19 protein-coding genes are annotated in these 23,308 nt (G+C 29.8%); 10 read left to right on the plus strand and 9 right to left on the minus strand.

Features of this window, described 5'->3' with window-relative positions; all coding sequences use genetic code 11:
* Nucleotides 1-13 precede the first annotated feature (13 nt).
* The 6 genes from dndC to H2650_RS09790 all read left to right on the plus strand — a co-directional run bounded on the left by dndC (nucleotide 14) and on the right by H2650_RS09790 (nucleotide 6,281).
* A complete protein-coding gene (gene dndC, locus H2650_RS09765; RefSeq protein WP_370566858.1) occupies nucleotides 14-1,102 on the plus strand; it encodes a DNA phosphorothioation system sulfurtransferase DndC in 1,089 nt (362 codons plus the stop codon).
* 224 nt (nucleotides 1,103-1,326) lie between these two features.
* Nucleotides 1,327-1,476 (plus strand): AAA family ATPase, encoded by a 150-nt coding sequence (locus H2650_RS09770; protein ID WP_188050626.1) that lies wholly within the window; start codon nucleotides 1,327-1,329, stop codon nucleotides 1,474-1,476.
* Between the two features lie 48 nt (nucleotides 1,477-1,524).
* Nucleotides 1,525-2,163 (plus strand): viroplasmin family protein, encoded by a 639-nt coding sequence (locus H2650_RS09775; RefSeq protein WP_188050627.1) that lies wholly within the window; start codon nucleotides 1,525-1,527, stop codon nucleotides 2,161-2,163.
* A 6-nt stretch (nucleotides 2,164-2,169) separates the two neighbouring features.
* Entirely contained in the window at nucleotides 2,170-4,341 is a 2,172-nt protein-coding gene (locus H2650_RS09780; protein WP_188050628.1) for an ATP-dependent helicase, read from the plus strand.
* A 19-nt stretch (nucleotides 4,342-4,360) separates the two neighbouring features.
* Entirely contained in the window at nucleotides 4,361-5,428 is a 1,068-nt protein-coding gene (locus tag H2650_RS09785) for an HNH endonuclease domain-containing protein (protein WP_188050629.1), read from the plus strand.
* Nucleotides 5,421-6,281: an HIT family protein gene (locus tag H2650_RS09790; protein WP_188050630.1), complete on the plus strand. Its 861-nt coding sequence runs from the start codon at nucleotides 5,421-5,423 to the stop codon at nucleotides 6,279-6,281. Before H2650_RS09785 ends, H2650_RS09790 begins: the two co-directional genes overlap by 8 nt.
* A 14-nt stretch (nucleotides 6,282-6,295) precedes the next feature.
* Here H2650_RS09790 and H2650_RS09795 read toward each other — a convergent pair whose 3' ends face one another.
* The 4 genes from H2650_RS09795 to H2650_RS09810 are packed head-to-tail and all read right to left on the minus strand — an operon-like array spanning nucleotide 6,296 to nucleotide 9,930.
* Entirely contained in the window at nucleotides 6,296-6,502 is a 207-nt protein-coding gene (locus H2650_RS09795; RefSeq protein ID WP_188050631.1) for a helix-turn-helix domain-containing protein, read from the minus strand.
* 3 nt (nucleotides 6,503-6,505) lie between these two features.
* Entirely contained in the window at nucleotides 6,506-7,963 is a 1,458-nt protein-coding gene (gene dptG / locus H2650_RS09800) for a DNA phosphorothioation-dependent restriction protein DptG (protein ID WP_188050632.1), read from the minus strand.
* A complete protein-coding gene (dptF, locus tag H2650_RS09805; protein WP_188050633.1) occupies nucleotides 7,960-9,702 on the minus strand; it encodes a DNA phosphorothioation-dependent restriction protein DptF in 1,743 nt (580 codons plus the stop codon). The genes dptG and dptF overlap by 4 nt, the downstream gene beginning before the upstream one ends.
* Nucleotides 9,703-9,717: 15 nt before the next feature.
* The gene (locus H2650_RS09810; protein WP_188050634.1) at nucleotides 9,718-9,930 is read right to left on the minus strand and encodes a helix-turn-helix domain-containing protein; all 213 of its coding nucleotides are present in this window, start codon (nucleotides 9,928-9,930) and stop codon (nucleotides 9,718-9,720) included.
* A 151-nt stretch (nucleotides 9,931-10,081) separates the two neighbouring features.
* Between H2650_RS09810 and H2650_RS09815 the strand changes: the two genes are divergently transcribed.
* The gene (locus H2650_RS09815) at nucleotides 10,082-10,498 is read left to right on the plus strand and encodes a YafY family protein (protein ID WP_255462865.1); all 417 of its coding nucleotides are present in this window, start codon (nucleotides 10,082-10,084) and stop codon (nucleotides 10,496-10,498) included.
* A 128-nt stretch (nucleotides 10,499-10,626) separates the two neighbouring features.
* Here H2650_RS09815 and H2650_RS09820 read toward each other — a convergent pair whose 3' ends face one another.
* The 3 genes from H2650_RS09820 to H2650_RS09830 form a co-directional block, all read right to left on the minus strand.
* A complete protein-coding gene (locus H2650_RS09820) occupies nucleotides 10,627-12,195 on the minus strand; it encodes a GMC oxidoreductase (RefSeq protein WP_188050635.1) in 1,569 nt (522 codons plus the stop codon).
* 336 nt (nucleotides 12,196-12,531) lie between these two features.
* A complete protein-coding gene (locus tag H2650_RS09825; RefSeq protein WP_188050636.1) occupies nucleotides 12,532-13,503 on the minus strand; it encodes a hypothetical protein in 972 nt (323 codons plus the stop codon).
* Between the two features lie 74 nt (nucleotides 13,504-13,577).
* A complete protein-coding gene (locus H2650_RS09830) occupies nucleotides 13,578-14,501 on the minus strand; it encodes a ketopantoate reductase family protein (protein WP_188050637.1) in 924 nt (307 codons plus the stop codon).
* Between the two features lie 150 nt (nucleotides 14,502-14,651).
* On the opposite strand from H2650_RS09830, the gene uvrA reads away from it, so the two are divergent.
* A complete protein-coding gene (gene uvrA, locus H2650_RS09835) occupies nucleotides 14,652-17,483 on the plus strand; it encodes an excinuclease ABC subunit UvrA (protein ID WP_188050638.1) in 2,832 nt (943 codons plus the stop codon).
* A 253-nt stretch (nucleotides 17,484-17,736) separates the two neighbouring features.
* Here uvrA and H2650_RS09840 read toward each other — a convergent pair whose 3' ends face one another.
* Together H2650_RS09840 and H2650_RS09845 are read right to left on the minus strand one after the other, a co-directional pair.
* Complete coding sequence (locus tag H2650_RS09840) at nucleotides 17,737-18,087, minus strand: heavy-metal-associated domain-containing protein (RefSeq protein WP_188050639.1); 351 nt, start codon at nucleotides 18,085-18,087, stop codon at nucleotides 17,737-17,739.
* Nucleotides 18,088-18,331: 244 nt separating this feature from the next.
* The gene (locus H2650_RS09845; RefSeq protein ID WP_188050640.1) at nucleotides 18,332-19,306 is read right to left on the minus strand and encodes an NAD(P)H-quinone oxidoreductase; all 975 of its coding nucleotides are present in this window, start codon (nucleotides 19,304-19,306) and stop codon (nucleotides 18,332-18,334) included.
* Nucleotides 19,307-19,612: 306 nt separating this feature from the next.
* Here H2650_RS09845 and H2650_RS09850 point away from each other — a divergent pair, with 306 nt between their 5' ends.
* Nucleotides 19,613-20,341 carry a TIGR00730 family Rossman fold protein gene (locus H2650_RS09850; protein ID WP_188050641.1) on the plus strand — a complete coding sequence of 243 codons (729 nt, stop codon included), beginning with the start codon at nucleotides 19,613-19,615 and terminating at the stop codon, nucleotides 20,339-20,341.
* Between the two features lie 107 nt (nucleotides 20,342-20,448).
* The gene (locus H2650_RS09855; protein ID WP_370566846.1) at nucleotides 20,449-23,277 is read left to right on the plus strand and encodes an aminopeptidase; all 2,829 of its coding nucleotides are present in this window, start codon (nucleotides 20,449-20,451) and stop codon (nucleotides 23,275-23,277) included.
* Nucleotides 23,278-23,308 lie beyond the last annotated feature (31 nt).

The raw sequence follows: 23,308 nt of genomic DNA on the forward strand, positions 1-23,308 counted from the left end.
AATTGCAGAGATAATCGACCAATATGCCTTTGCTGACCAGTCTGATAGACCTTGGATAATAGGTTTTAGTGGTGGTAAAGACTCAACCGTTTTATTAATGCTGGTTTGGATTGCACTTCAACGAATTAGAAAAGAAATGCCATTTCCATTTCAACTGAAAAGAAAGGTATATGTTGTGTGTAATGATACGATGGTGGAAAATCCAATTATTGCTAATTATGTTGACGATGTTTTAGCAAAGATAACTGAGGCAGCAAGAGATCAAGATCTACCTATATTTGTTCAAAAAACAACACCTAAATTAGAAGAAACTTTTTGGATAAACGTAATAGGAAAAGGTTATCCTGTTCCAAATAATGCTTTTAGATGGTGTACTGATAAGTTGAAAATCAGACCTACTTCCAGCTTTCTTTTAGAACAAATTGACGATAAAGGAGAAGCTATTGTTTTACTTGGAACCCGATATGAAGAAAGTGTAACAAGAGAGCGTTCTATGAGAAAACACGAAGTTACGGGTAGTAGATTATCTAAACATCAAACTACAGTTAACACCTATGTGTATGCTCCTATCAAAGACATGATTATTGATGAAATCTGGTATATAATTAATGCAGTAAAATCACCTTGGGGTTTTGATAACTCTATTCTTTTTAAAATATATGCTGATGCTAGTGCCAATGATTATGAATGTCCAACAGTAGTAGTTAACAAAGAGCACAATTCATGTGGTCAAAGCCGTTTTGGATGTTGGACCTGTACTGTTGTTAAAAATGATAAATCAATGTCATCTTTAGTAAACAATGGCCAAAATTGGATGGAACCATTACTAGCTTTTAGAAATAGATTGGTTGAAAATAGAAACCTAACTGAAAACCGTTCAGATACTAGAAGAAATGGTCAAGAAGCCGTTAGAGATGATGGAACATTTAATGGAAATTATACTGCTGAATACAGATACCAGATATTAAAAGATTTGTTATTTGTTCAAAAGGAAGTACAAATAGAACGACCACATATCACACTAATAAATAATCAAGAGTTAATTGCAATTCAGGTTACTTGGAATAGAGATGGATATTTTGACCATACAGTGGGCGACTAATACAAAGAAATTTACAATAAAGAAATAAGTACTAACAATATCAAATCTCTTGATGATACGGAACGAAGAATATTAAGAGATGTTTGTATTGATGAGCCAAATTATTATCATTTGATTGATAATTTAATTGCTTTACAAGAAACCAAAACATTAATGATTTCAAAATATGGTCTTCACAATGATGTAGAAAAAAGAATTGAAAGTTTTATAAATGAGAATGGGCTATGAAAATAAATAAAATAAAATTTCAAAACTTTAGAATTTATAAAGGAGAAAACGAAATTCTTTTTACTCCAAATACATCCAAAAACATTAGTATCGTTGCCGGTAAAAATGGTTTTGGTAAAACTACTTTTCTAACTTCTATTATATGAATTTTTTATACTTAAATAGAAAATTAAAGGATATAACTTTATGTTACAATGGCTAAAAAAACAAAATTTTATGTAGTTTGGAAAGGAAGAGAAACAGGTATATTTTCCTCTTGGGATGATTGTAAAACACAAACAAATGGTTTTGACGGTGCAGTTTTTAAATCGTTTGAATCAAAAGTATTAGCTGAGGAAGCTTTTCATAATTCAAGTTCACAATATGTTGGGAAAAATAAAAAAGTAATTAGCACATTATCCAAAGAAGAATTAGCTTTAATTGGAGAACCTATTGACGATGCCATAGCTGTTGATGGTGCTTGGGATAACACAACAGGTTTAGTAGAATATCAAGGTGTTAACTTAAAAACTTATGAGGTATTATTCCACATCGGGCCATTAGAAGATGGTACCATAAACATTGTTGAGTTTTTAGCGATAGTCCATGCATTGGCATTGTCTAAACAATGGCATTGGGAAATTCCAATTTATTCAGATAGTAAAATAGCTTTATGTTGGATAAATGATAAAAAAGCAAGAACAAATCATCCACCAAGTGAAAAGAATAAAAAATTATTTGAAATGTTGTCAAGAGCAGAAAAATGGTTAGAAAATAATACATTTGAAAATGAATTATTAAAATGGGAAACAAAAGCGTGGGGTGAAAATCCTGCTGATTTTGGAAGAAAATAAATTTTTATGTCAGAAAATAATAATAACTTACTCGATGGTTTAAATCCAAAACAAAAAGCTTCAATTCTTACTGAAGCAAAAAGAGTATTAGTTCTTGCAGGTGCTGGTTCAGGAAAAACCAAAACAGTAATTTCGAAACTTCTTTATTTGGTCGCAGAAAAAAGTGTTAAGCCTTCTTCTATTTTAGCAATTACATTTACTAAAAATGCGGCTAATGAAATGATTGATAGATTAATTATTTCAAGTGATTCAACAAATACTTACGGATCATATATTCAAGATAAATCAACTACAATCATACAAAAAGAGACTGAAAGAAGAAAAAGAGTTCTAGAACAACCATGGATTTCAAATTTAACAATTAGAACTTTTCACTCTTTGTGCTACAAAATTCTTCGTGATAATGGTAATCCAGTTTTCGATAATAAATTTAAATTAATTACTGATAATTCTGCCGATGAAGTAGATTTAAAAGCAAAAGACATTCTTGCTAACGAGAAACCTAAAGATATAATTAGTAAAATTTTGATTCTTGCTTGTAAAGATCGAAATTATATTTTAAAATTAAAGCGTTACATATTAGATTATTATGTTGAAAAAGTTTCTATTGATAATGAAATAAAAGCCTATGCTAACGAAGGACAAAGAACCTATACAACACTAAAAGGAGAAACTGTAAAATCAAAGTCAGAACGTGATATTGCTGATTGGTTGTACAGACATAACATAAAATATGTTTATGAAAAAGTAACCAGTTTTAAAGATTTTAATTTTAAACCAGATTTTTTTATTCCTCAAGCTAATCTTTATCTCGAACATGTTACAGATAAAAGCTACAAAATGCAAGATAAAGAAAAGCAATTTATTGAAGGTGGTAAAAATTGTGTTGTTACCTATGAATCGATAATGAATAATTCAATACTCTTCAATTTGGTAATGGAGAGAATTATTAAGGGAAAAATTTCTGAAACAATAACTGAAGATGTTTCTTTAAATTATGAAGAAGAATTCAATCGATACCATAACAAAATCGATGAGTTTTTAAAAACCGTTATGCGTTTACAATCTATGATGAAAGCTGAAGATATTGAACCTTCAAGTTTGTTAGAGAAATCATTAAAAAGTGAACATGAAAGAATACGAGTTTTTTATGAACTTGCAATTCCAATTATTGACGAATACAAAAAATATTGTATAAATAAATCTTATGTTGATTTTGATGATTTAATAATTTTAACTGTAAAGCTTTTAAAAGATAATGAAGATATTAGAGAATTATACAGCAGTAAGTATAAATATTTAATGGTAGATGAATTCCAAGATGTAAATGGTTTACAAGTGAAATTTTTAGATTTATTAATGAAGCCTGATAATCAATTATTTTGTGTTGGTGATGATTGGCAAAGCATATATGGTTTCAGAGGTTCTAATGTAGATTACATTGTGAACTTTGAAACACATTATAAAGATTGTGAAATTCATAAATTAGATGTGAATTACAGAAGCACACCAACAATTGTTGGAGCAAGTAACGAAGTTATAAAGCACAACAAAAACCAAATAAGCAAAGATGTTAGAGCATTTAATGAAATGCCTAGTAAAATTCAAATTTACAGAGCTAAAAGTAAAGATGAAGATGGCGTTGCATTTTTTATAGACAAAGTAAGACAACTTTACGATGCAGGTTTAGGTAAAGATGATATTCTTGTTTTATATAGAAGATCTAAAATGTTTAGTCCATATTTTGAAGCTTTAAAAGAAAATAGACTTTTTGTTTCATCTAAAACCATTCATGCTTCAAAAGGATTAGAAGCAAAAGCCGTTTTTATAATAGGATTAACTGAAGGTAATGGTGGTTTTCCTGATATTTGGTTAGATGATGCCATATTTAGAGTTGTTAAAGACATTAAATATGATATCTTACTTGAAGAAGAGAGACGATTATTTTACGTTGCTATAACGAGAGCAAAAGATGAGTTGTTTTTAATTACTGAACTAGGAAATGAGTCTTCATTTATGGATGAAATTCCAGAACATTTCTACAATGTTAATAAGCCGTTTTTTAAAAATTTTGTTGAAACAACTATTATTTGTGATAAATGTAAAGTAAGGGTTAATGAAACAGACAAATTTTGTAGAAGTTGTGGCAACAAACTAACTACAGTTAATTTGAATTAATAGATTAAATATAACATTAATGAATTTGAATTTACCTTTTTCAGATAATTTACCAACTAATAAACTTTCAGCATCATTTGCTAATACTTCTGCAACTTATAAGTTTTATTGGTTAATTGCGATTATTGAAATAGTTGAAAAGGGACAAGTAAATATTAAAAAAAGAGAAATTTTTTCAAGAATGATTAGTAATTCTTGGTACACAGTAAATTATTTTCACGTTTCTTTTGGAAAACAAGATTTAATTCAAAATGCAGTAGAAGATATTTTGAAATTTGAAAGTTTAACAAAGGATATTAAAAAAGAGAATTTACTTTCAATTTTAGAAAATTCAAAAAAAATTGAAACAAAAAAATTACTCGAACATTTTAATCTAAATGTTCCGCATTGGTTCTTATCGCCTTGGTTTCCAAAACTAAAAGACGAAAATAATTCAAATTATAAAAAACGAATTTATTCATATTCTCAAAATTTTGAAAATTGTTGTCTTTATGGATTATACGATGAAAACATAATTGTAAATCCAATTTGGATTCCTTATTTAAAGTCAAATTCTAAAATATTGAAAGATTTTTGCTATTGGAATTTATCACTATTTCTACAATCAAGAAATCCAAATGTTCCTGATATTCCTAACAAATTAATTAAACCTGCTATTAGAAATGGTTTGACGAAACAGACAAATGAATATTGGAAAAATGTTTTTAAAGAATTAGGTTATGTTGAATGCATTTTTACAGGAACTAAATTACTTTTTGAAGAAAAGAATTTTGCTATTGACCATTTTATCCCACATGCATTTGTTTCCCACGATTTAATTTGGAATTTAATTCCAATTGAAAGAAGCAAAAACTTCTCTAAAAGCGATAATTTACCAATATTTGAAAAGCATTTTGAAAAATTTTATGATTTACAAAAAGTAGCTTTTGAAATAAACAAACATCATAATTCTAAAAGTAGATATATGGATGAATACCTATCTATTTTTCCAAATATTGATAGTTTTGAAAAAGAAAAATTTTCAAATACGATTCAACCTTTAATCACAATTGCAAGTAATAACGGTTTTTTGTATATGAATGAGTAATCAAAACCAAAATAGTCATTTAACAGCTATCGAAAGAACTTCACTTTCCTATCCAGCAAGAATTTTATTGAACCAAAAGAAAATCAATGGTAAAGTTCTAGATTTCGGTTGTGGAATTGGAAAAGATGTTGAACTTTTAAAAGTAAAAGGAATTGATATTGTCGGATATGATCCGTTTTATTTTCCAGAATTTCCAAAGGAAAAATTTGATACAATTTTATGTTTCTATGTTTTAAATGTTTTACTTCCAGAGGAACAAGCAGAAGTGTTAATGAATGTTTCTAATCTTTTAAAACCAAACGGAAAAGCATATTTCGCTGTTCGTCGAGATATTCAATACGAAGGTTTTAGAATTCATAAAGTTCATAAGAAAGAAACTTATCAATGTTTGATTAAATTAGCTTATTTGTCCGTTTTTAAGAACGAAAACTGCGAGTTGTACGAATATCAGCATTACACAACGTTAAACAAAGGAAAAACAGATTTAAGTCCATTTTTAAGTGGTGTCGAAACTAGAGAACTAATTGTTGAAACTGCAACAGTATTTTCATTCTATGATAAATTCCCAGTTTCAAAAGGTCATTCTTTAATTGTTCCAAAAAGATTAGTTTCTAATTATTTTGATTTGACTTTAAAAGAACAAACCGCTTGTTGGATTATTGCAAACAAAGTAAAAAAGATACTTCAAGAAAAATACAATCCAGATGGTTTTAACATCGGAATTAATGTAAATAAGGAAGCTGGACAAACAATCTGGCATTCACATATTCACATAATTCCTAGATATTACGGCGATATTGAAAATCCAAGAGGCGGAATACGTGGTGTTATTCCAAATAAAAAAGAGTACTAAATTCGTTCGGATTGTTATTCAAATAATTGGTCTATTTCAATTTCAAATGCCTTTGCAAGTTTATTCATAATTTCAAGGGAAACTTTTGTTTTTCCATTTTCGATTTTAGAAATGTATGATTTATTAATCGATGCTAAATTTGCTAATTGTTCTTGAGAATATTTTTTTTGTTTCCTCAACTCTTTAATTTTTAATCCAAATGTTATTTCAATACTTTTCATATTTTATAAATTAAAATGTAGTACATAAATGTTAAACTTTAATATTCCTATTTTTTCAAACAATTTGGTAATTTCTAATTTTGAGGTTTCATCAAATACAATTCCTCTCTCTCTGAGTTTATCCCATAAAGTTTTTAATCTGATTTTATCTTCAGCTCCAATACAAATCTTTGTCAAAAAGAGCAAAAGTTCTTGAGACAAAATGGTCGTATTACCTAATCGGCCTCTATTCTTAGTATAATTTACTTTGCCAAATTGCGAATACCATTTTGAATAATCGCTGTAAGGTTTGCTTCTAGAAGAATTCTCAAATTGATATTTGATTTTAAACCATAGAGTATAAATGGAGAGATTAATAGTATCTTCAAAGTTTTCTTTAGCCAATGCTAATTCTAATAGTCTATCACAATCATCCCAATTTTTTCCAGTTTCAAAAACGGTAATATTCTCAGTATAGAAGGTGGTTAATTCGTCTATACATTCTTGAAATTTTTCTTTTTCTTCTGGACTAAAACTTTTAAAAAGAGTTACAATGTTTTTATAATCTTCAATAGGTTTATCATCAACCATAATATAGTTCAACAATTCTAAAGTATTAACATGAGCAAATAATGATTCTGAATACCTATTCAATTGTTTCCATCCAACACTATGACTTGACAATCTAGTTTCTGAAAGTGTTTCCCAATCCATTGTGTAATAAATTGGTTTTATTTTTGAAGTTCCTGTTCCAAAATCCTTTAATTCAAGTAGCAACTGATTCAAATAATGAAAATAATAATACTTAAAAAAATCTTCTATATGTTTTAACAGGAACGAATTATTACTAGTTAAATGAGTAAAGTCTTCAATAAATTTTTCTTTTATTTCAGGGAACAAATTTGTATAATTTGTAACTTTTGATTTTGAAGTTATTTCAGATAATTCAGGTAAACACTGAATTATTAACTGATGTAACAAATTTTCATCAACTGCATCTTCATTGAAGGAAGCTTTAGAACTAAAATCTATTAAAAACACATCAAATATAAACTTAGAAATCTCTTTTACAGCATTATTAGAATTAATGAAATTCATATAAGAAAGAGTCCTAATATTAAATTTTATTAAACCATGGTCTTCATCAAAAAAGAGTTTTGTAAGCATATTTTTAAACTCTTCTTTATGTTCCGTATCAACTTTATCTATAGCTGCTTTTAAAATGCTTTCTTTAAGTTCCAATTTAAAGGAGCCACTAATTTTACCTAGTTCAACTTGAGTTTTAGAATTTAAAATCCGAAATAATTCACCAATAACGCCTTGAAATGATTTAAAATCCTCGCTAAATGTATCACCACTTGGATTCGTTTTAAAAGGCAATAGTTTTATTTGATTTCCAGTAACATGACTAAAAGTTTTATTTTTAAAATATCTTTTTTCAAGTCCATTAATTCCTTCTCTATTTAATTCTATTTTCATCATATGACTTGAAATTTATAACCACTAAAAGTGTCTTTCGAAAACTTATAATCAACTGCTTTTCCAATATTAACTTCATCGATATACAATGCTGCTTTATTATTGTTTTGATTAATTAAAATATTTATAGAATTAACAAAGTACACATAATTATTGTTGTCTTTTTTATTGGGTCTATAGCCACTAGAAATCATTTTTAAAATTTTAAACAAACTAAAATCAACATGAATTTTTACAGAATCCGTCCCATTATTTATTTTAAAAGACAAACTAAACTCTTGTGTGAATTTATTGATTTGGCTCTCAAACTTCTCTTTTGATAAATCTACATCTGGTACTACTTCAAAATCCTTGAACACTCTAAATTGAGTTTGTCTTTTTCCAACATTTATAATAACTTTATCATCTGTTTTTGGGTCACCATTCCAATTTCTTGCGGCATTTTCAACTAATCCATATATTTTTTGTATGAATGTTTTATTGTTATTGTTGTAGTGAAATAACCAAATTAAATATTCATTATAATCAACATCGTTTAAATATTTTTCTTCAAAATAATTACTAAAATAATTGAGTCTAATAAACAATCTAGAGAGTTCAGATTTATGAATATTCGTTTTATTTATCTTAGATTCTATTTTATCCAAGTAGATTTTGTCAATATGTTTTGAAAAAATAGTAAAAGATTCTTCCGCATTTATTATAGTTAATAAAATGTCATCAATATGAGAATTTCTATTATTACAAGGATCTAAACTCTCAATCTTTTCGAACAAACTAGATAATTCAGGATGTTCAAATAAATAATTAGGAATTAAATTTGAAATATATTGAGCACCATTCATTTTTTCAATTATCCTAAAATAATCTGCTTCATTTATAGTAGCAAGATCAACTGGAACTAAAATATCATGTACAAAATTTAATAAGGTTCGGAGTGATACAATTTCTTTGCTTTTGATTATTGATTTAATTATGAGTTGTGAAACGATTATTCTATTGTTTTTATTAAAAAGAAATTCATAATTAAATATAATTGGACAATATATTTTATCACTAACAATTATCTTGTAATCTTGATATGCTTTGTAAATAGTATTCGCTTCATTTTCAGACACTATTTTTTCAAGTAGAGTAGAGATTACATCGGATATAGGACCATTTTCAGTTAACGAATAGATATGATAATCAGTAAAATTCACATGGTGAAAGTTACTAGCGGTATCAAATTCGTCACTATGAATTAAATCAGTATCTAATATCTTGCTCGTAATGATATAATCTTTGAGTACTTTAAATTCTTCTCCATATTCTTCTATGAATTTGCTTAAAGTCCCTAGATTAATTGCAAGTATAATTTTGTCTTTGGAATCATTTATGTTAATATCTTTAAATCCTTCTAATAATTTATACAAGGTTTCGTTAGATGATTCATTAGGATTATGTGATTCAGTGGCATCATTATGAATGACAAATTGAGATATAATATTTTTTAATTCATCATGTAAATGGGAGAGTATATGTGATTTTCCATCACCAACATTACCACAAACTAATAACAATTGTGATTTATCTATATTAGAAGCATTCGTAATAATTGTTTTTAATTTTTTTTCAACTTCACGCTCAATATGTAAATATTTTTTAAATTGATTTAAATTGGAATGAGTTCCTTGAGCAACAGCATATTTTGATGATTCTCTTAGTTTTTTTAACTCTTCAAGTAATGGATTTGTTATCATTAAATAAATTTATTTTTAGAGTTTTTTTAAAAGTTCAGAAAGAGTTATTCCAAATGCTTTAGCTATTTTTTCAACAACCACAATAGAAACATTTCTTCTTCCACTCTCTATGCCAGGAATATAAGTTCTATCCAAATCAGATAGTTCTGCTAATTTTTCTTGTGAATACCCGTTTGAGATTCTTAATTCTCTAACGCGTAAACCTAGTTTTATTTTAATATCTTCCATTTAGCCAAATTCGCACAATGTAGACAATTGTACAATAGACGATTGTCTACCATTCATTTGTTTCCTCAATAAAACATCCTTTAAATCTGCAGAAGAAAAAACGTTTAATTTTCATACTTTTATTTTGAAGGAATTTAATAATCGTTAGTTTTTGGTAGGGAAAAGAAAGGGAAGTCAACCCATTACCAATTTAGCATTAGACAGAATTATTTCGATTGACTACGATTTGAATATACCTTATTTGGAAGAAAAATTCAATCCTGATTTATTTTATAAAAATGTAGTTGGCGTGACCGTAAATACTGGTTTACAACCCAGACGCATCGAACTTTGGATTGATGCCAAAAACGCTCCTTATGTTACTACAAAACCTTTACACAATTCGCAAAGGCTCATTAAACAAAATGAAGATGGAAGTATCATTATTCATTTATATGTCATTCAAAATTACGAATTAGATCGCATTTTATTAGGTTTTGGAGATAGTTTGGAAGTGCTTCGTCCTGAATATTTACGTGAACGAGTTAAATCTATTTTCTTAAATGGATTATCTCGTTATCAAGTTTGATACTAGAATAATAATTTTTGACAGGAAAACACATTGCTTTTTAAACTTTTAGTCAATCTTGTACTTAATTTTTGAGTTAGTAACTCGGTCTAGCTTTGATTTTTCCAATTAATTCAAGTATTCTCTAACTATTTTGACTTATCCCCTATCTGCGCCATCGCTCTTTCCGCTATTGCAGTAATCGACAATGAAGGATTTACTCCAGGATTTGCTGATATCATTGCTCCATCTATTACGTACATATTTTTATAACCAAAAACTTCGTTGTTTTTATTAATTACGCCTTGAGAACTATCTTTTCCCATTACCGCTCCTCCTAAAACATGGGCTGTAGATGGAATTCCTGCAAAAGATTCTAATACAAATGAAGTAGGAACACCGTTTACAATTTTACCATATTTTTTAGTCAATTCGATAGATTCTGGAATGTAAGCACTTGGCTTTACTCCTTTTCCAACGGAAGAAGCCATTCCGCCAAAAAAATTAGTTTTAAATTTCAAAGTGCTATCAATAGATTGCATGAATAACAAAACGACAGTACTTTTGGACCAACTGTTTGTAAAATAGATTTTGAAATAACGCACCGGAAATTTCAATAATTGCTGTAACATATTAAATAAACGAGCTGGTGTATTTTTCCCAATAGCGAGCGGTAAATGCAATAGTTTCCAGAATCCAGAACCTTCTGAATAACGAACAATTTCAAGATGGCTATTATCATCCGTATGAAGTAAACTTCCTATAGCAACACCTTTAGACATATTTTTACTATGGTCTAAACTAGAAACGCTTATTAGTGTTTCGTTATTCGTTCTTATATCTTCCCCCAGCTTATCAGACAGCAAAGGCAGTGATTTTGGTTTTAGTTTAAGCAGTAATTTTACTGTTCCCAAAACACCTCCTGAGAAAATAACGCTTGTTGCAGTTAACTCTTTTTTAGATTTAAAATAATGCGTGCTCGATTTTAAAAATACTTTATAACCTGTAGCGCCTTCATTCCCATCAATAGGTAAAACATCATAAACTTCATGTTCCGCTAGAATTTTGGCGCCTAAATTTTGTGCTAAATAAAGGTAATTTTTATCTAGTGTGTTTTTGGCATCATAACGGCAACCCGTCATACATCCTCCGCAAAAATTACAACCAGCTCTTTCTGGGCCTTTACCATCAAAATAAGGATCAATCACTTTTTCTCCTGCTTTACCAAAAAAAACGGCTACTTCAGGATTTTCAAACTGATCTTCTCTTCCCAATTCTATTGCTAATTCTTTAAGTCCTTTATCGCCATCAAATAATTTTGGATTTCTAGCTGCACCAAGCATGGTAAGTGCCGTTTTATAAAAGGGTTTAAGTTCATTTTCCCAATCTGCTAATTCGCTCCAACTGCCCGATTTATAAAAAGAGGTTTTAGGAACAGGCAAAGTATTGGCATATACCAAAGATCCGCCTCCTACTCCAGTTCCAGAAATAATGACAATGTGTCTAAAAACACTCATTTTCATGATTCCAAAAAAATTAAGCGCTGGCATCCACAACCATTTACGGAGGTTCCAATTGGTTTTAGCAAAATCATTGGCTTTATACCATTTCCCTTTTTCGATCACTAAAACTTTATATCCTTTTTCAGAAAGTCGTAAAGCACTAACAGAACCTCCAAAGCCACTTCCAATTATAATATAGTCGTAATCTTTTTGCATTTTTATTTAATTATATGCGAAAAATAAGGAATTAATTTGAATAATATGCACGCATAACAAAAATGATTTTCTAAATATTACCTTTAAAATAAAACAGAGTAAACCTAAAGTCTAGTTCTTATAATTTATTTTAGGAAAATAGTCTTAACGCTAAATTTCATAGCAATATTTAACACTATTTATTTATTGAAAAAATGGTATTGGATAAATCGTCTTGGCGTTTGGCGAGGTTGGGGACTTTAAAGCAGAGTATTTTCTGCCGAAACGATGATATGATAAAAAAAGCTAATTCCACTAAAACCCCAATCTCGCTAAACGGCTGTTGTAGGCGGGTTTTTATTCCATTAAATCAATTTTGTAACCAATTCCAATTTCAAAAATTGGATATTCTTTATTTTTGTCATAGTTATTTGGTTTTTCAATTTGTTTCCAATTTGATTGCGTTTCATAATCAAATCTGAAAAATGTTTTATTATCGTTTTGTCTTGTACTAATTGGAATGTTTGGTAGAATCCATTTTATAAATTTTCCATCAGGATATTTTTTTTTGATGTCATAAGGCATTTCAGTAATTAATAAGTTATTTTCATCAACTTTTCCAATGAATGTTACTACAATAAACAAACCATTTTCGGGAATTTTAATACTTTTTTCAAACGATGAGATAAAAGAATCATTTAAAAGTTCTGAATTAATTATTTCATACTTAATGTAATCATATAAATTTTCTCGTGGTTTATCATCTATAGATTCTAATATTTCTATTTTTATCAAAGTTTTATATGGATATTGTTTTTCTGGATAAAAGTTTTTTGTGGCATCATTTGTCTTTTTAAATAAAGGAATTTCAATACTTTTTAAGATGCTAATTTTATTATCAGAAGGATTTATTTTAAAAGCTAACTTTAAGCCGATTGCACTAAAAAACATTTCTTTATAATTACTATGAATTTTAGGCTTTAAACTTATCGTTTTCAGTAATTTTAATTTTTCCTTTTTAATAACGATTTCATCTAATTTTATGATTTTTGGTTTTAAATGTACAATTGAGTTATTTATTTTGTTCAAATCTATTTTTTTAGATTCATAAGATACGTGAGATATTTCAATTGAATTAACATTTAAATCAGAAATCATAATGTTACCCTTTTCATTTGAAAAAACACCAAAACCATTTAGAAAATTTACATTAGCATACTTTACTGGCAAGTTTGATATGCTATCCAAAACTATTATTTTTGTATTTTGTGAGTAAGAAAAATAAATAGTTAATATTGCTGATAATGTAAATAAAAATTGTTTTTTCATTTTAAAATTTCTTTGTTAGTTTCAATTTTACTCCTTTCTGCGGTAAACTTGCCTACTACTATCTATTAAAGCAATTATAAATTAGATAATTTATCAAAAACCATTTGATAGGTTGGTGTTTCAATTTCGTATTTTAATGATTCGGTAACGACAAAACCAGTCAATGAATCTAATTCTGTTTTATTACCCGCTAAAAAATCTCTGTGCATTGAAGAGGTGGCACTATGAGGTGATTTTTCAAGTTTAAGAATACTTTGCATTACACTATCTTCAGGCAAATTCAACCCTTTTACAGCAGCAAGCATCGTAATTTCATTTAATAGAGAAACATAAAGTGCTCTACTAGTTTGATTTGCTAAAATTTCTCCAATATTCTGATTTAGATAAGAGGTTGCTGAAGCTAAAGCGGAAATGAAAATAAATTTTTCCCACACTGTTTCCTCGATATTATCTACTAGATAACTCTCGATACCCGCACTTTTAAAAATAGCTTGTAATTTATGTAAGGTTGCAATTGAAGCCATAGTAGAACCAAAAAATAACTTTTCATAAGTTCCTATTTTCTTTATAATTCCAGGCGAAACAATCATCGAAACAATGTAAACACAGCCTTGCAACACTTCATTATCAGGAAATAAAGTACTAATGCGTTCTGGAGCATCAACTCCATTATACAAAGGAAGAATAACCGTTTTTTTAGTAATACATTTACTGATAGATACAAGACTTTCCTCTATATCATAGGTTTTTGTAGCACAAATAAGAAAATCAAGTTTCCCTATAACCTGAGGGTCATTTGATACTAAAAATGGAAAAACAATAAATTCATCCGTATCCGTTATAATTTTTAATCCATTATTAGCGATTTCTTTTTGAGTTTCTCCCCTTGCGATAAACATTATTTCAACAGAATCTGACTGGTAAAATTCTTTGGCTAACAATCCTCCAAAATAACCGCCTACTCCACCCATTCCTAAAATTCCGATTCTTGTTTTCATAATTGTATACTGCTTCTCTTTCTAAAAAATGATTATTAATCTGTTTTTCAAAAGTACACAATCTTTAACATAAACTTCTAAAGTGTTCTATTGAAAGAATAAATCAAAATGGTAACTTTGCTACCGACCATTCGGAATTTACAAAAAAATATGTTAGACAAAGACAATACCATTGAAGTTCAAGGCGCTCGCGTTCACAATCTCAAAAATATAGATGTTTCCATTCCCCGTGAAAAACTAGTAGTAATCACTGGACTTTCTGGCTCTGGAAAATCCTCACTTGCTTTCGACACCATATATGCCGAAGGGCAGCGTCGTTATGTAGAAACTTTTTCTGCCTATGCAAGGCAATTTCTAGGCGGGTTAGAACGTCCTGATGTAGATAAAATTGATGGACTTTCTCCGGTAATTGCTATCGAACAAAAAACGACTAGTAAAAGTCCTCGATCTACTGTGGGAACCATTACTGAAATATATGATTTCTTGCGTTTGCTTTATGCTCGTGGCGCTGATGCTTATAGTTATAACACTGGAGAAAAAATGGTTTCCTATTCTGATGAACAAATTAAAGATTTGATTATTCAGGACTTTGCTGGAAAACGAATCAATATTTTGGCGCCTGTTATTCGTGCTAGAAAAGGACATTACGCTGAACTTTTTCAACAAATAGCCAAACAAGGTTTCCTTAAAGTACGTGTCAATAATGATATTCTTGATATTACTTTAGGAATGAAATTAGACCGTTACAAAACACATGATATCGAAATTGTAGTAGATAGAATGGTTATTGATGAAAGCCTTGAGAATGAAAAAAGATTATCAGAAAGTATTAATACTGCCATGCATCATGGTGAAAATGTATTAATGGTTTTAGATCAAGATTCTAATGAAGTGCGCTATTTTAGTAGAAATTTAATGTGTCCTACTACTGGAATTTCGTACCAGAATCCAGAACCTAATTTATTTTCTTTCAACTCACCAAAAGGCGCTTGCGATCATTGCAACGGTTTGGGAACAGTTAATGAAATTAATAGTAAAAAAATTGTTCCAAATCCAAAATTGACTATTAAAGCCGGTGGATTTGCTCCTTTGGGAGAATATAAAAGTTCTTGGATTTTTAAGCAATTAGAAATCATTGGAGAAAAATATGGTTTTAAATTAACGGATGCCATCGAAAAAATCCCAGCGGAAGCAATGGAAATGATTTTGAATGGTGGAAAAGAAAAATTCACAGTTAATTCTAAAGATTTAGGAGTGGCTCGTGACTATAAAATTGATTTTGAAGGAATATCTAATTTCATTAAAAATCAATACGAAGAAAGTGGATCCACTACTATTAAAAGATGGGCTAAGGAATTTATGGACGAAGTTAACTGTCCTGTTTGTGATGGTTCTCGTTTGAAAAAAGAGGCATTATTCTTTAAAATAAACGAAAAAAACATAGCCGAATTGTGCGATATGGACATTTCGGATTTAACGGCTTGGTTTCATGATTTAAATACTCATTTATCTGATAAACAAAAGCGTATCGCTACTGAAGTAATTAAAGAGATTAAGGACCGACTAAACTTCTTGATGAATGTAGGCTTGGATTATTTGGCTTTAAGCCGAAGTTCAAAATCACTTTCGGGTGGGGAAGCGCAACGCATTCGATTGGCAACTCAAATTGGTTCGCAGTTGGTTGGTGTTTTGTATATTCTTGATGAGCCTAGCATTGGTTTGCACCAAAGAGATAACGAAAAACTAATTCATTCTCTAGAACAATTGAGAGATATTGGCAACTCAGTTATTGTGGTAGAACACGATAAAGACATGATTGAACGTGCTGATTATGTCATAGATATTGGACCAAAAGCAGGGAAGTATGGTGGTGAAATCATCAGCAAAGGAACACCTGCAGAAATCTTGAAACACCATACTATTACAGCAATGTACATGAATGGTGAAATGAAAATTGAGGTTCCTAAAAAGCGTCGGGAAGGAAACGGAAAGTTCCTAAAATTAACGGGGGCAACAGGAAATAACTTAAAAAATGTTTCGATAGAGTTGCCTTTAGGAAAAATGATTTGTGTTACAGGAGTTTCTGGAAGTGGAAAATCTACTTTGATTAATGAGACGCTTTACCCTATTTTGAATGCCTATTATTTTAATGGTGTCAAAAAACCAAAACCGTACAAAAAAATTGAAGGATTAGAACATATCGATAAAGTAATTGATATTGATCAAAGCCCAATTGGTAGAACTCCACGCTCGAATCCTGCGACATATACCGAAGTTTTTACAGAAATTAGAAATCTGTTTACTATGACTTCAGAAAGTATGATTCGGGGTTATAAAGCAGGTCGTTTTAGTTTTAATGTAAAAGGAGGACGTTGCGAAACCTGTGAAGGTTCTGGAGTTCGAACAATAGAAATGAACTTTTTACCTGATGTGTATGTTGAATGTGAAACTTGTCAAGGAAAACGTTTTAATAGAGAAACATTGGAGATTCGATACAAAGGAAAATCCATTTCTGATGTGTTGAATATGACGGTAGATGAAGCGGTTCCGTTTTTTGAATTGATCCCGAAGATTTATAGAAAAGTAAAAACGATTCAGGATGTTGGTTTAGGCTACATTACATTGGGACAACAAAGCACAACACTTTCTGGTGGAGAAGCGCAACGCATAAAACTAGCGGGAGAATTATCTAAAAAAGATACTGGAAATACATTTTATATTCTCGATGAACCCACAACAGGCTTGCATTTTGAAGATATTAGAGTATTAATGGAAGTGATTAATAAACTAGTCGATAAAGGAAATACCATTCTAATTATCGAACACAATATGGATGTGATAAAACTAGCAGATTACATCATCGACATTGGTCCTGAAGGTGGGAAAGGCGGAGGCCAACTTATCGCCAAAGGAACTCCAGAAGAAGTCGCAAAAAATAAAAAGAGTTATACAGCACAATTCTTAAAAAAGGAATTGGCTTAAATTTCCTCAACAATTTCTTTTAATATACATTATCAAATAAATTAAACAAAATAAAAATAATCCATAAGTACCAAATCGGTTTTAATTCCCCTCCATTGGAGGGGTGACCGTAGGGCGGGGTGGTTTTTTATTGATTACAATATCACCAATAACATTCTACCCTCAAACTTTTAATCACTACCAGAGATAAAAAAAACTACTGCATCATACAGTAGTTTTCATTTTTATAATCTTATAAATCAAAAAAAAGCCCTTATACTTTTTTACAACAATCATCTAATTGTTCATAAGCTACAACGTCTGCTTTTACATCATCAGCATCATAACCCATTTTTGAAATACCTGATTTTATAGTTTCTAGATTTGTTTTTTCACTATTGTAAAAAACGGTAATTGTGCTGTTTTTTTCATCTAGTTCATACATTTTCACTCCTTTTATTTTCAACATATTGGATTGGAAATTTCCTCCACAAGTTTCACACTGTTTACAATGATCGCAAAAAAGAGTTGTTTTTATTACTGCTTTCTGGTTTTTCTTACCGTCTTGAGCGGAAATGGTAGCCGTAAAAAGCGTAAAGAAGAGAATCAAAAAAGTGTTTTTCATACTATTATTTTTATTCAAATATATCAATTATTAATTAACATTGAGTAGTATTTTATCGAACGAATCAATTGAAGCTTAAAGCAATTCTATTTTAAAAACAGCAAATTTTAAATTGTAACTTTTAAAATCTCAATATTCGAAATTATTTTTTTTTATTGTTCCAAAAGGTATTTTTAAAAAGCAATAGGAAGTTAGTTTCAATACTATATTATCAAATTTGAGTTTGATTATTTTTTTAATAATATCAATCCATTGTCAATAGAATTTTACCAATATGATCACTACTTTCCATAAGTCTATGCGCTTCTGCAGCTTGTTCTAAAGGAAAAGTTTTATAAATTATAGGATGAATTTGTTTAGAATGAAATAGTGGCCAAATGTTGGCTTCTACCTCTTTTGCAATCTGAGTTTTTACTTCATCAGATTGAGGTTTAAGAAAGCTCCCGGTCAAGGTTAGATTCTTACTCATAATAGTGCGCAAATTAATATTTACCTCCGAACTTTTCATTCCGTTGATATAAATTAAGCGGCCTTTCTCGTTTAATATTTCAAGATTCTTTTGCGTATAATCTCCTCCAACCATATCTAGAATAACATCAATTTTTTCCTCTTTTAGCACTTCTTCAAAAGCCTCTTTTTTATAATTGATTGCCATTCCCAAGTTCATTTTATTTAAAAAATCAATCTTTTTGTCACTTCCTGCAGTGGTGTAAACTTTACAACCATAACCTTTTGCCATTTGTAAACCCATAGTGCCAATACCACTTGTTCCGCCGTGAATTAATAACTTTTCGTTAGGTTGCAGTTTTCCCAAATGAAAAACGTTAAACCAAACCGTAAAAACAGTCTCTGGAATGGCTGCTGCATCTATTAGACTGATTCCATCTGGAATGAAAAGACAATGCGAAGTGTTTACCACAACATATTCGGCATATCCTCCGCTTGCGATAAGTGCACATACTTTATCTCCAATTTTTTTGTCGGTTACATTTTCGCCAATTGCTGTTATTTCTCCTGAAACTTCTAAACCAGGAATTAAAGTTCCTGTAAATCCTTTGCCGTAGGCATCCCTATTTTGACGCGTAATTACATCACTGCGATTCACACCAGCTGCTTTGACTTTGATTAATACTTGATTTTTCTCTGGTTTGGGTTTTGGAGTTTCTTGTAACTGCAATACTTCTGGTCCGCCAGATTTTGTAATATGAATAGCTTTCATGATCTCATTATTTTGATATCCTTAAAGATAAGTTTTTTTGACCTTAACCACTTATTTCTTTTTTCTTTTAAATCAGTAAATAAATTTAATTTTAGAAGCTTTGTAAGGTAGAAAACAACAATATAATCTTAAAATTAAAGATTGATTTCACTTTATTGATAAAAAAGAATTACTTTAGTAAATTGGAGTCCTAGCCCAGATAGAAGTGGAAATCCTTTTTGTTTTTTTTGAAAAAAAATAAAAAGATTGGAACAAATAGCTGGAAAAAGCTCCTAAAGAAATGAGTAATAAATTAGATATTAAAAAATGAGATTAGAAGATTTTGACAATGATGAGGATAAAGTAATCCAAGATCGATTAAAGCAAAAAAGTTGGAACGAAATTAGAACAAATGATAGTTGGGCCATTTTTAAAATCATGGCAGAATTTGTAAACGGTTATGAAACAATGGGTCGCATAGGACCTTGTGTTTCTATTTTTGGATCGGCGCGAACAAAAGCTGATTCGCCTCATTATATACTAGCAGAAAAAATAGCATACAAAATTAGTAAAGCTGGTTATGGTGTAATTACGGGCGGTGGTCCAGGTATTATGGAAGCTGGTAATAAAGGCGCACATCTTGGTGGCGGAACTTCTGTGGGACTGAATATTGAATTGCCTTTTGAGCAACATTTTAATCCCTATATCGACGGTGATAAAAACTTGAATTTCGATTATTTCTTTGTTCGTAAAGTGATGTTTGTAAAGTATTCTCAAGGTTTTGTTGTGATGCCAGGAGGTTTTGGAACGATGGATGAATTGTTTGAAGCTATCACCTTGATTCAGACTAAAAAAGTGGCTAAGTTTCCTATAATATTAGTGGGAACAAGCTTCTGGTCTGGATTGCTCGATTGGATTAAAACAGTTTTAGTAGAAAATGAACTTACTGTAAGTCCAGAGGATTTAAATTTATTTAAAATCGTTGATACTGCAGAGGAGGTCGTTGAAATACTTGATAAATTTTATAAAAAATATGATTTATCACCCAATTTTTAATTAAAAAGCTGTCTTAACCGACAGCTTTTTTTATTTTAAAGGAGAATTATACAATTTGTGTCTAATATTAATTATATTTATTTTTTACAAATCTTAATTCTCATTGCTTGAAATCAAATTATAAAATTGGCTTTTTAATTCTTATCGTATTAGTTTCTGCCAAATTATCTGCGCAACATCAGTCGAAGATGGTTGTAGCGTTGAATGCTGAGAAAAAGATTTTAGACATACAGCAACAAATTACTTTTTTTAATCAAACCAATGATACGCTAACTACTATCGTTCTGAATGATTGGAACAATGCCTTTTCTAATAAAAATACGCCTTTAGCAAAACGATTTTCAGATGAATTTTATAGAGGTTTTCATCTGGCTAAAGAAGAAGAGCGCGGAAGCACCAACAATCTATTAATCACCACTAATACTGAAGAGCCAATAATCTGGGAGCGAACAAAAAAAAATCCTGATTACATCGTATTACAATTAAATAAAAAATTATTACCCAACGAGAAAATTACGTTAATGCTTTCCTATGCTAGTAAAATACCTAATGATAAGTTTACAAAATTTGGTTACAATGACAATGGAATTTTAAATCTTAAAAATTGGTATCTAACTCCAGCTCGATACGAAAATCATAATTTTGTAAAAAATAGCAATAATAACTTAGACGATATTGCAAATGCAATTTCAAATTTTGAGATTGATTTTGTATTGCCTAATACATTAGAAATCACATCGGATTTAAACAGTCAAAAAACAGTCGCAAAAGATGGTTTTGTAAACTTTACATTATCAGGCGACAATAGAACAGATTTTAATTTAATTGTTGAACCCAAAAAGAGTTTTTTAAGTTATAAAAATAATGCAATAGAGGTAATTACCAATCTAAAAGACAGCAAACTGAATGAAATACAGAAAGCTATCTTAATTGATCGTATTACAGACTTTACTACCAACTTAATTGGAAACTATCCTCACCAAAAAATTATAGTTTCGCAAACCGCTTATGAGAGAAATCCGTTCTACGGTCTTAATCAGTTACCATCGTTTTTAAGTCCTTTTCCGGATGAATTTATTTATGAAATTAAGTTTTTAAAAACCTATCTAAACGAATTTTTAAAAACAAGTCTGCATTTAGATCCAAGAAAAGACAGCTGGATTTATGATGGTATTCAGGTTTATGTAATGATGAAATACATTGACGAACATTATCCTGAGGCAAAAATGATGGGTAGTATCTCTAAAATTAAATTGCTAAAAAGTTTTAATCTTACCAAAATTGACTTTAACGGACAATACAGTTATTTCTATATGCTGATGGCTCGTAGAAACCTAGATCAACCATTAGGAAGTCCAAAAAATACATTAATAAAATTTAATGAGCAAATAGCTAGTAAATACCGCGCGGGATTAAGCATTCGGTTCTTAGATGATTATTTGCAAAATAATAGTGTTGCCAATAGTATTGCTACATTTTACAAACAAAACAATTCGAAACAAGTAAGTAGAATTGATTTTGAAACAATATTAAAAGGAAATACAACCAAAAATATTAATTGGTACTTTAATACCATTATCGATTCAAGAGCTATTATAGATTATAAATTTACGGACGTTTTAAAAACCAAAGATAGCATCACCTTTTCCGTTAGAAATAGAACAGGAACTCCTATTCCAATTCCTGTTTATGGTACAAAAAACGGTGAAATTGTATTCAAACAATGGCTAGATATCGAAGCTTGTGATAGTACTTTTACCATTCCTAGATCAAATATTGATAAAATCGTTTTAAACCTAAAAAATGAAGTTCCCGAATATAATTTGAGAAACAATTGGTACAAACTCGATGGATTTTTCCCTAACAATAGACCCATTAAATTTGCATTTATGAAGGATTTAGAAGATCCTTATTACAATCAAATTTTATATGTTCCCTCTATTAGCTACAATCTATATGATGGTTTGATTCCTGGATTGCGTTTGCATAACAAAACCATTTTAGAAAAACCATTTGTTTTTGATGTAAATCCCTCCTACTCTACTAAATCGAACAATTTATCGGGTTCTGCGTCATTTGCTATTAATCATAATTATAGAAATAGCACCCTTTATAATGCACGATATTCTATGAGTATTTCTTATTTTCATTATGCTGAAGATGCTACGTATTTAAGATTGAATCCAACAATTCAGTTGCGCATTCGTGAACCTAATTTTAGAGACAATAGAAAACAACTCTTTATGTTTAGACAAGTTCTTGTAAATAAAGAGAAAAGTGCTATTTTGACGGATAATTCACCTGAAAATTATTCCGTTTTTGAAGCCAGATATATTAATACGAAAACAGAAGTTACCAATCATTTTGGCCTGTCTAGTAATGTGCAAATAGCTGGTAATTTTGGTAAATTGACCAGTGAGATTGGATATGGAAAATTATTTGAAAACAACCGTCAAATAAATATGCGCTTTTATGCTGGAGTCTTTCTTTACAACAAAACTCAATCTGATTTCTTTAGTTTTGCCTTAGACCGACCAACGGATTATATGTTTGATTACAACTATTTAGGACGCTCTGAAAGTACCGGAATTTATAGCCAACAATACATCATTGCAGAGGGTGGTTTTAAATCAAAAATAGCCACACCTTATGCCAATCGTTGGATTACTAGTTTTAATGCGAGTTACAGTATTTGGAACTGGATTGAAGTTTATGGCGATGTAGGATTAATCAAAAATAATTCCACTCCAGCTCAATTTGTTTATGATAGTGGCATACGTTTAAACTTGGTTACAGATTACTTTGAACTCTACTTTCCAGTATATTCTAACAATGGATGGGAGATTGCTGAAAATAATTATAATGAAAAAGTACGATTTATTGTTACTTTTTCGCCTAAAACATTACTCAATCTTTTTAATCGAAAATGGTTTTAATCGAATATATTTATCACTATTACTTACATTA

The organism is Flavobacterium sp. GP15, from assembly GCF_014281985.1.
Taxonomy (GTDB): Bacteria; Bacteroidota; Bacteroidia; order Flavobacteriales; family Flavobacteriaceae; genus Flavobacterium; species Flavobacterium pygoscelis.

Bases quoted from the DNA above. Each gene is read 5' to 3' on its own strand.
- H2650_RS09770 (WP_188050626.1), top strand. From the start codon at position 1,327: ATGAAAATAAATAAAATAAAATTTCAAAACTTTAGAATTTATAAAGGA.
- H2650_RS09775 (WP_188050627.1), top strand. From the start codon at position 1,525: ATGGCTAAAAAAACAAAATTTTATGTAGTTTGGAAAGGAAGAGAAACA.
- H2650_RS09780 (WP_188050628.1), top strand. From the start codon at position 2,170: ATGTCAGAAAATAATAATAACTTACTCGATGGTTTAAATCCAAAACAA.
- H2650_RS09785 (WP_188050629.1), top strand. From the start codon at position 4,361: ATGAATTTGAATTTACCTTTTTCAGATAATTTACCAACTAATAAACTT.
- H2650_RS09790 (WP_188050630.1), top strand. From the start codon at position 5,421: ATGAGTAATCAAAACCAAAATAGTCATTTAACAGCTATCGAAAGAACT.
- H2650_RS09795 (WP_188050631.1), bottom strand. From the start codon at position 6,502: ATGAAAAGTATTGAAATAACATTTGGATTAAAAATTAAAGAGTTGAGG.
- dptG (WP_188050632.1), bottom strand. From the start codon at position 7,963: ATGATGAAAATAGAATTAAATAGAGAAGGAATTAATGGACTTGAAAAA.
- dptF (WP_188050633.1), bottom strand. From the start codon at position 9,702: ATGATAACAAATCCATTACTTGAAGAGTTAAAAAAACTAAGAGAATCA.
- H2650_RS09810 (WP_188050634.1), bottom strand. From the start codon at position 9,930: ATGGAAGATATTAAAATAAAACTAGGTTTACGCGTTAGAGAATTAAGA.
- H2650_RS09820 (WP_188050635.1), bottom strand. From the start codon at position 12,195: ATGCAAAAAGATTACGACTATATTATAATTGGAAGTGGCTTTGGAGGT.
- H2650_RS09825 (WP_188050636.1), bottom strand. From the start codon at position 13,503: ATGAAAAAACAATTTTTATTTACATTATCAGCAATATTAACTATTTAT.
- H2650_RS09830 (WP_188050637.1), bottom strand. From the start codon at position 14,501: ATGAAAACAAGAATCGGAATTTTAGGAATGGGTGGAGTAGGCGGTTAT.
- uvrA (WP_188050638.1), top strand. From the start codon at position 14,652: ATGTTAGACAAAGACAATACCATTGAAGTTCAAGGCGCTCGCGTTCAC.
- H2650_RS09840 (WP_188050639.1), bottom strand. From the start codon at position 18,087: ATGAAAAACACTTTTTTGATTCTCTTCTTTACGCTTTTTACGGCTACC.
- H2650_RS09845 (WP_188050640.1), bottom strand. From the start codon at position 19,306: ATGAAAGCTATTCATATTACAAAATCTGGCGGACCAGAAGTATTGCAG.
- H2650_RS09850 (WP_188050641.1), top strand. From the start codon at position 19,613: ATGAGATTAGAAGATTTTGACAATGATGAGGATAAAGTAATCCAAGAT.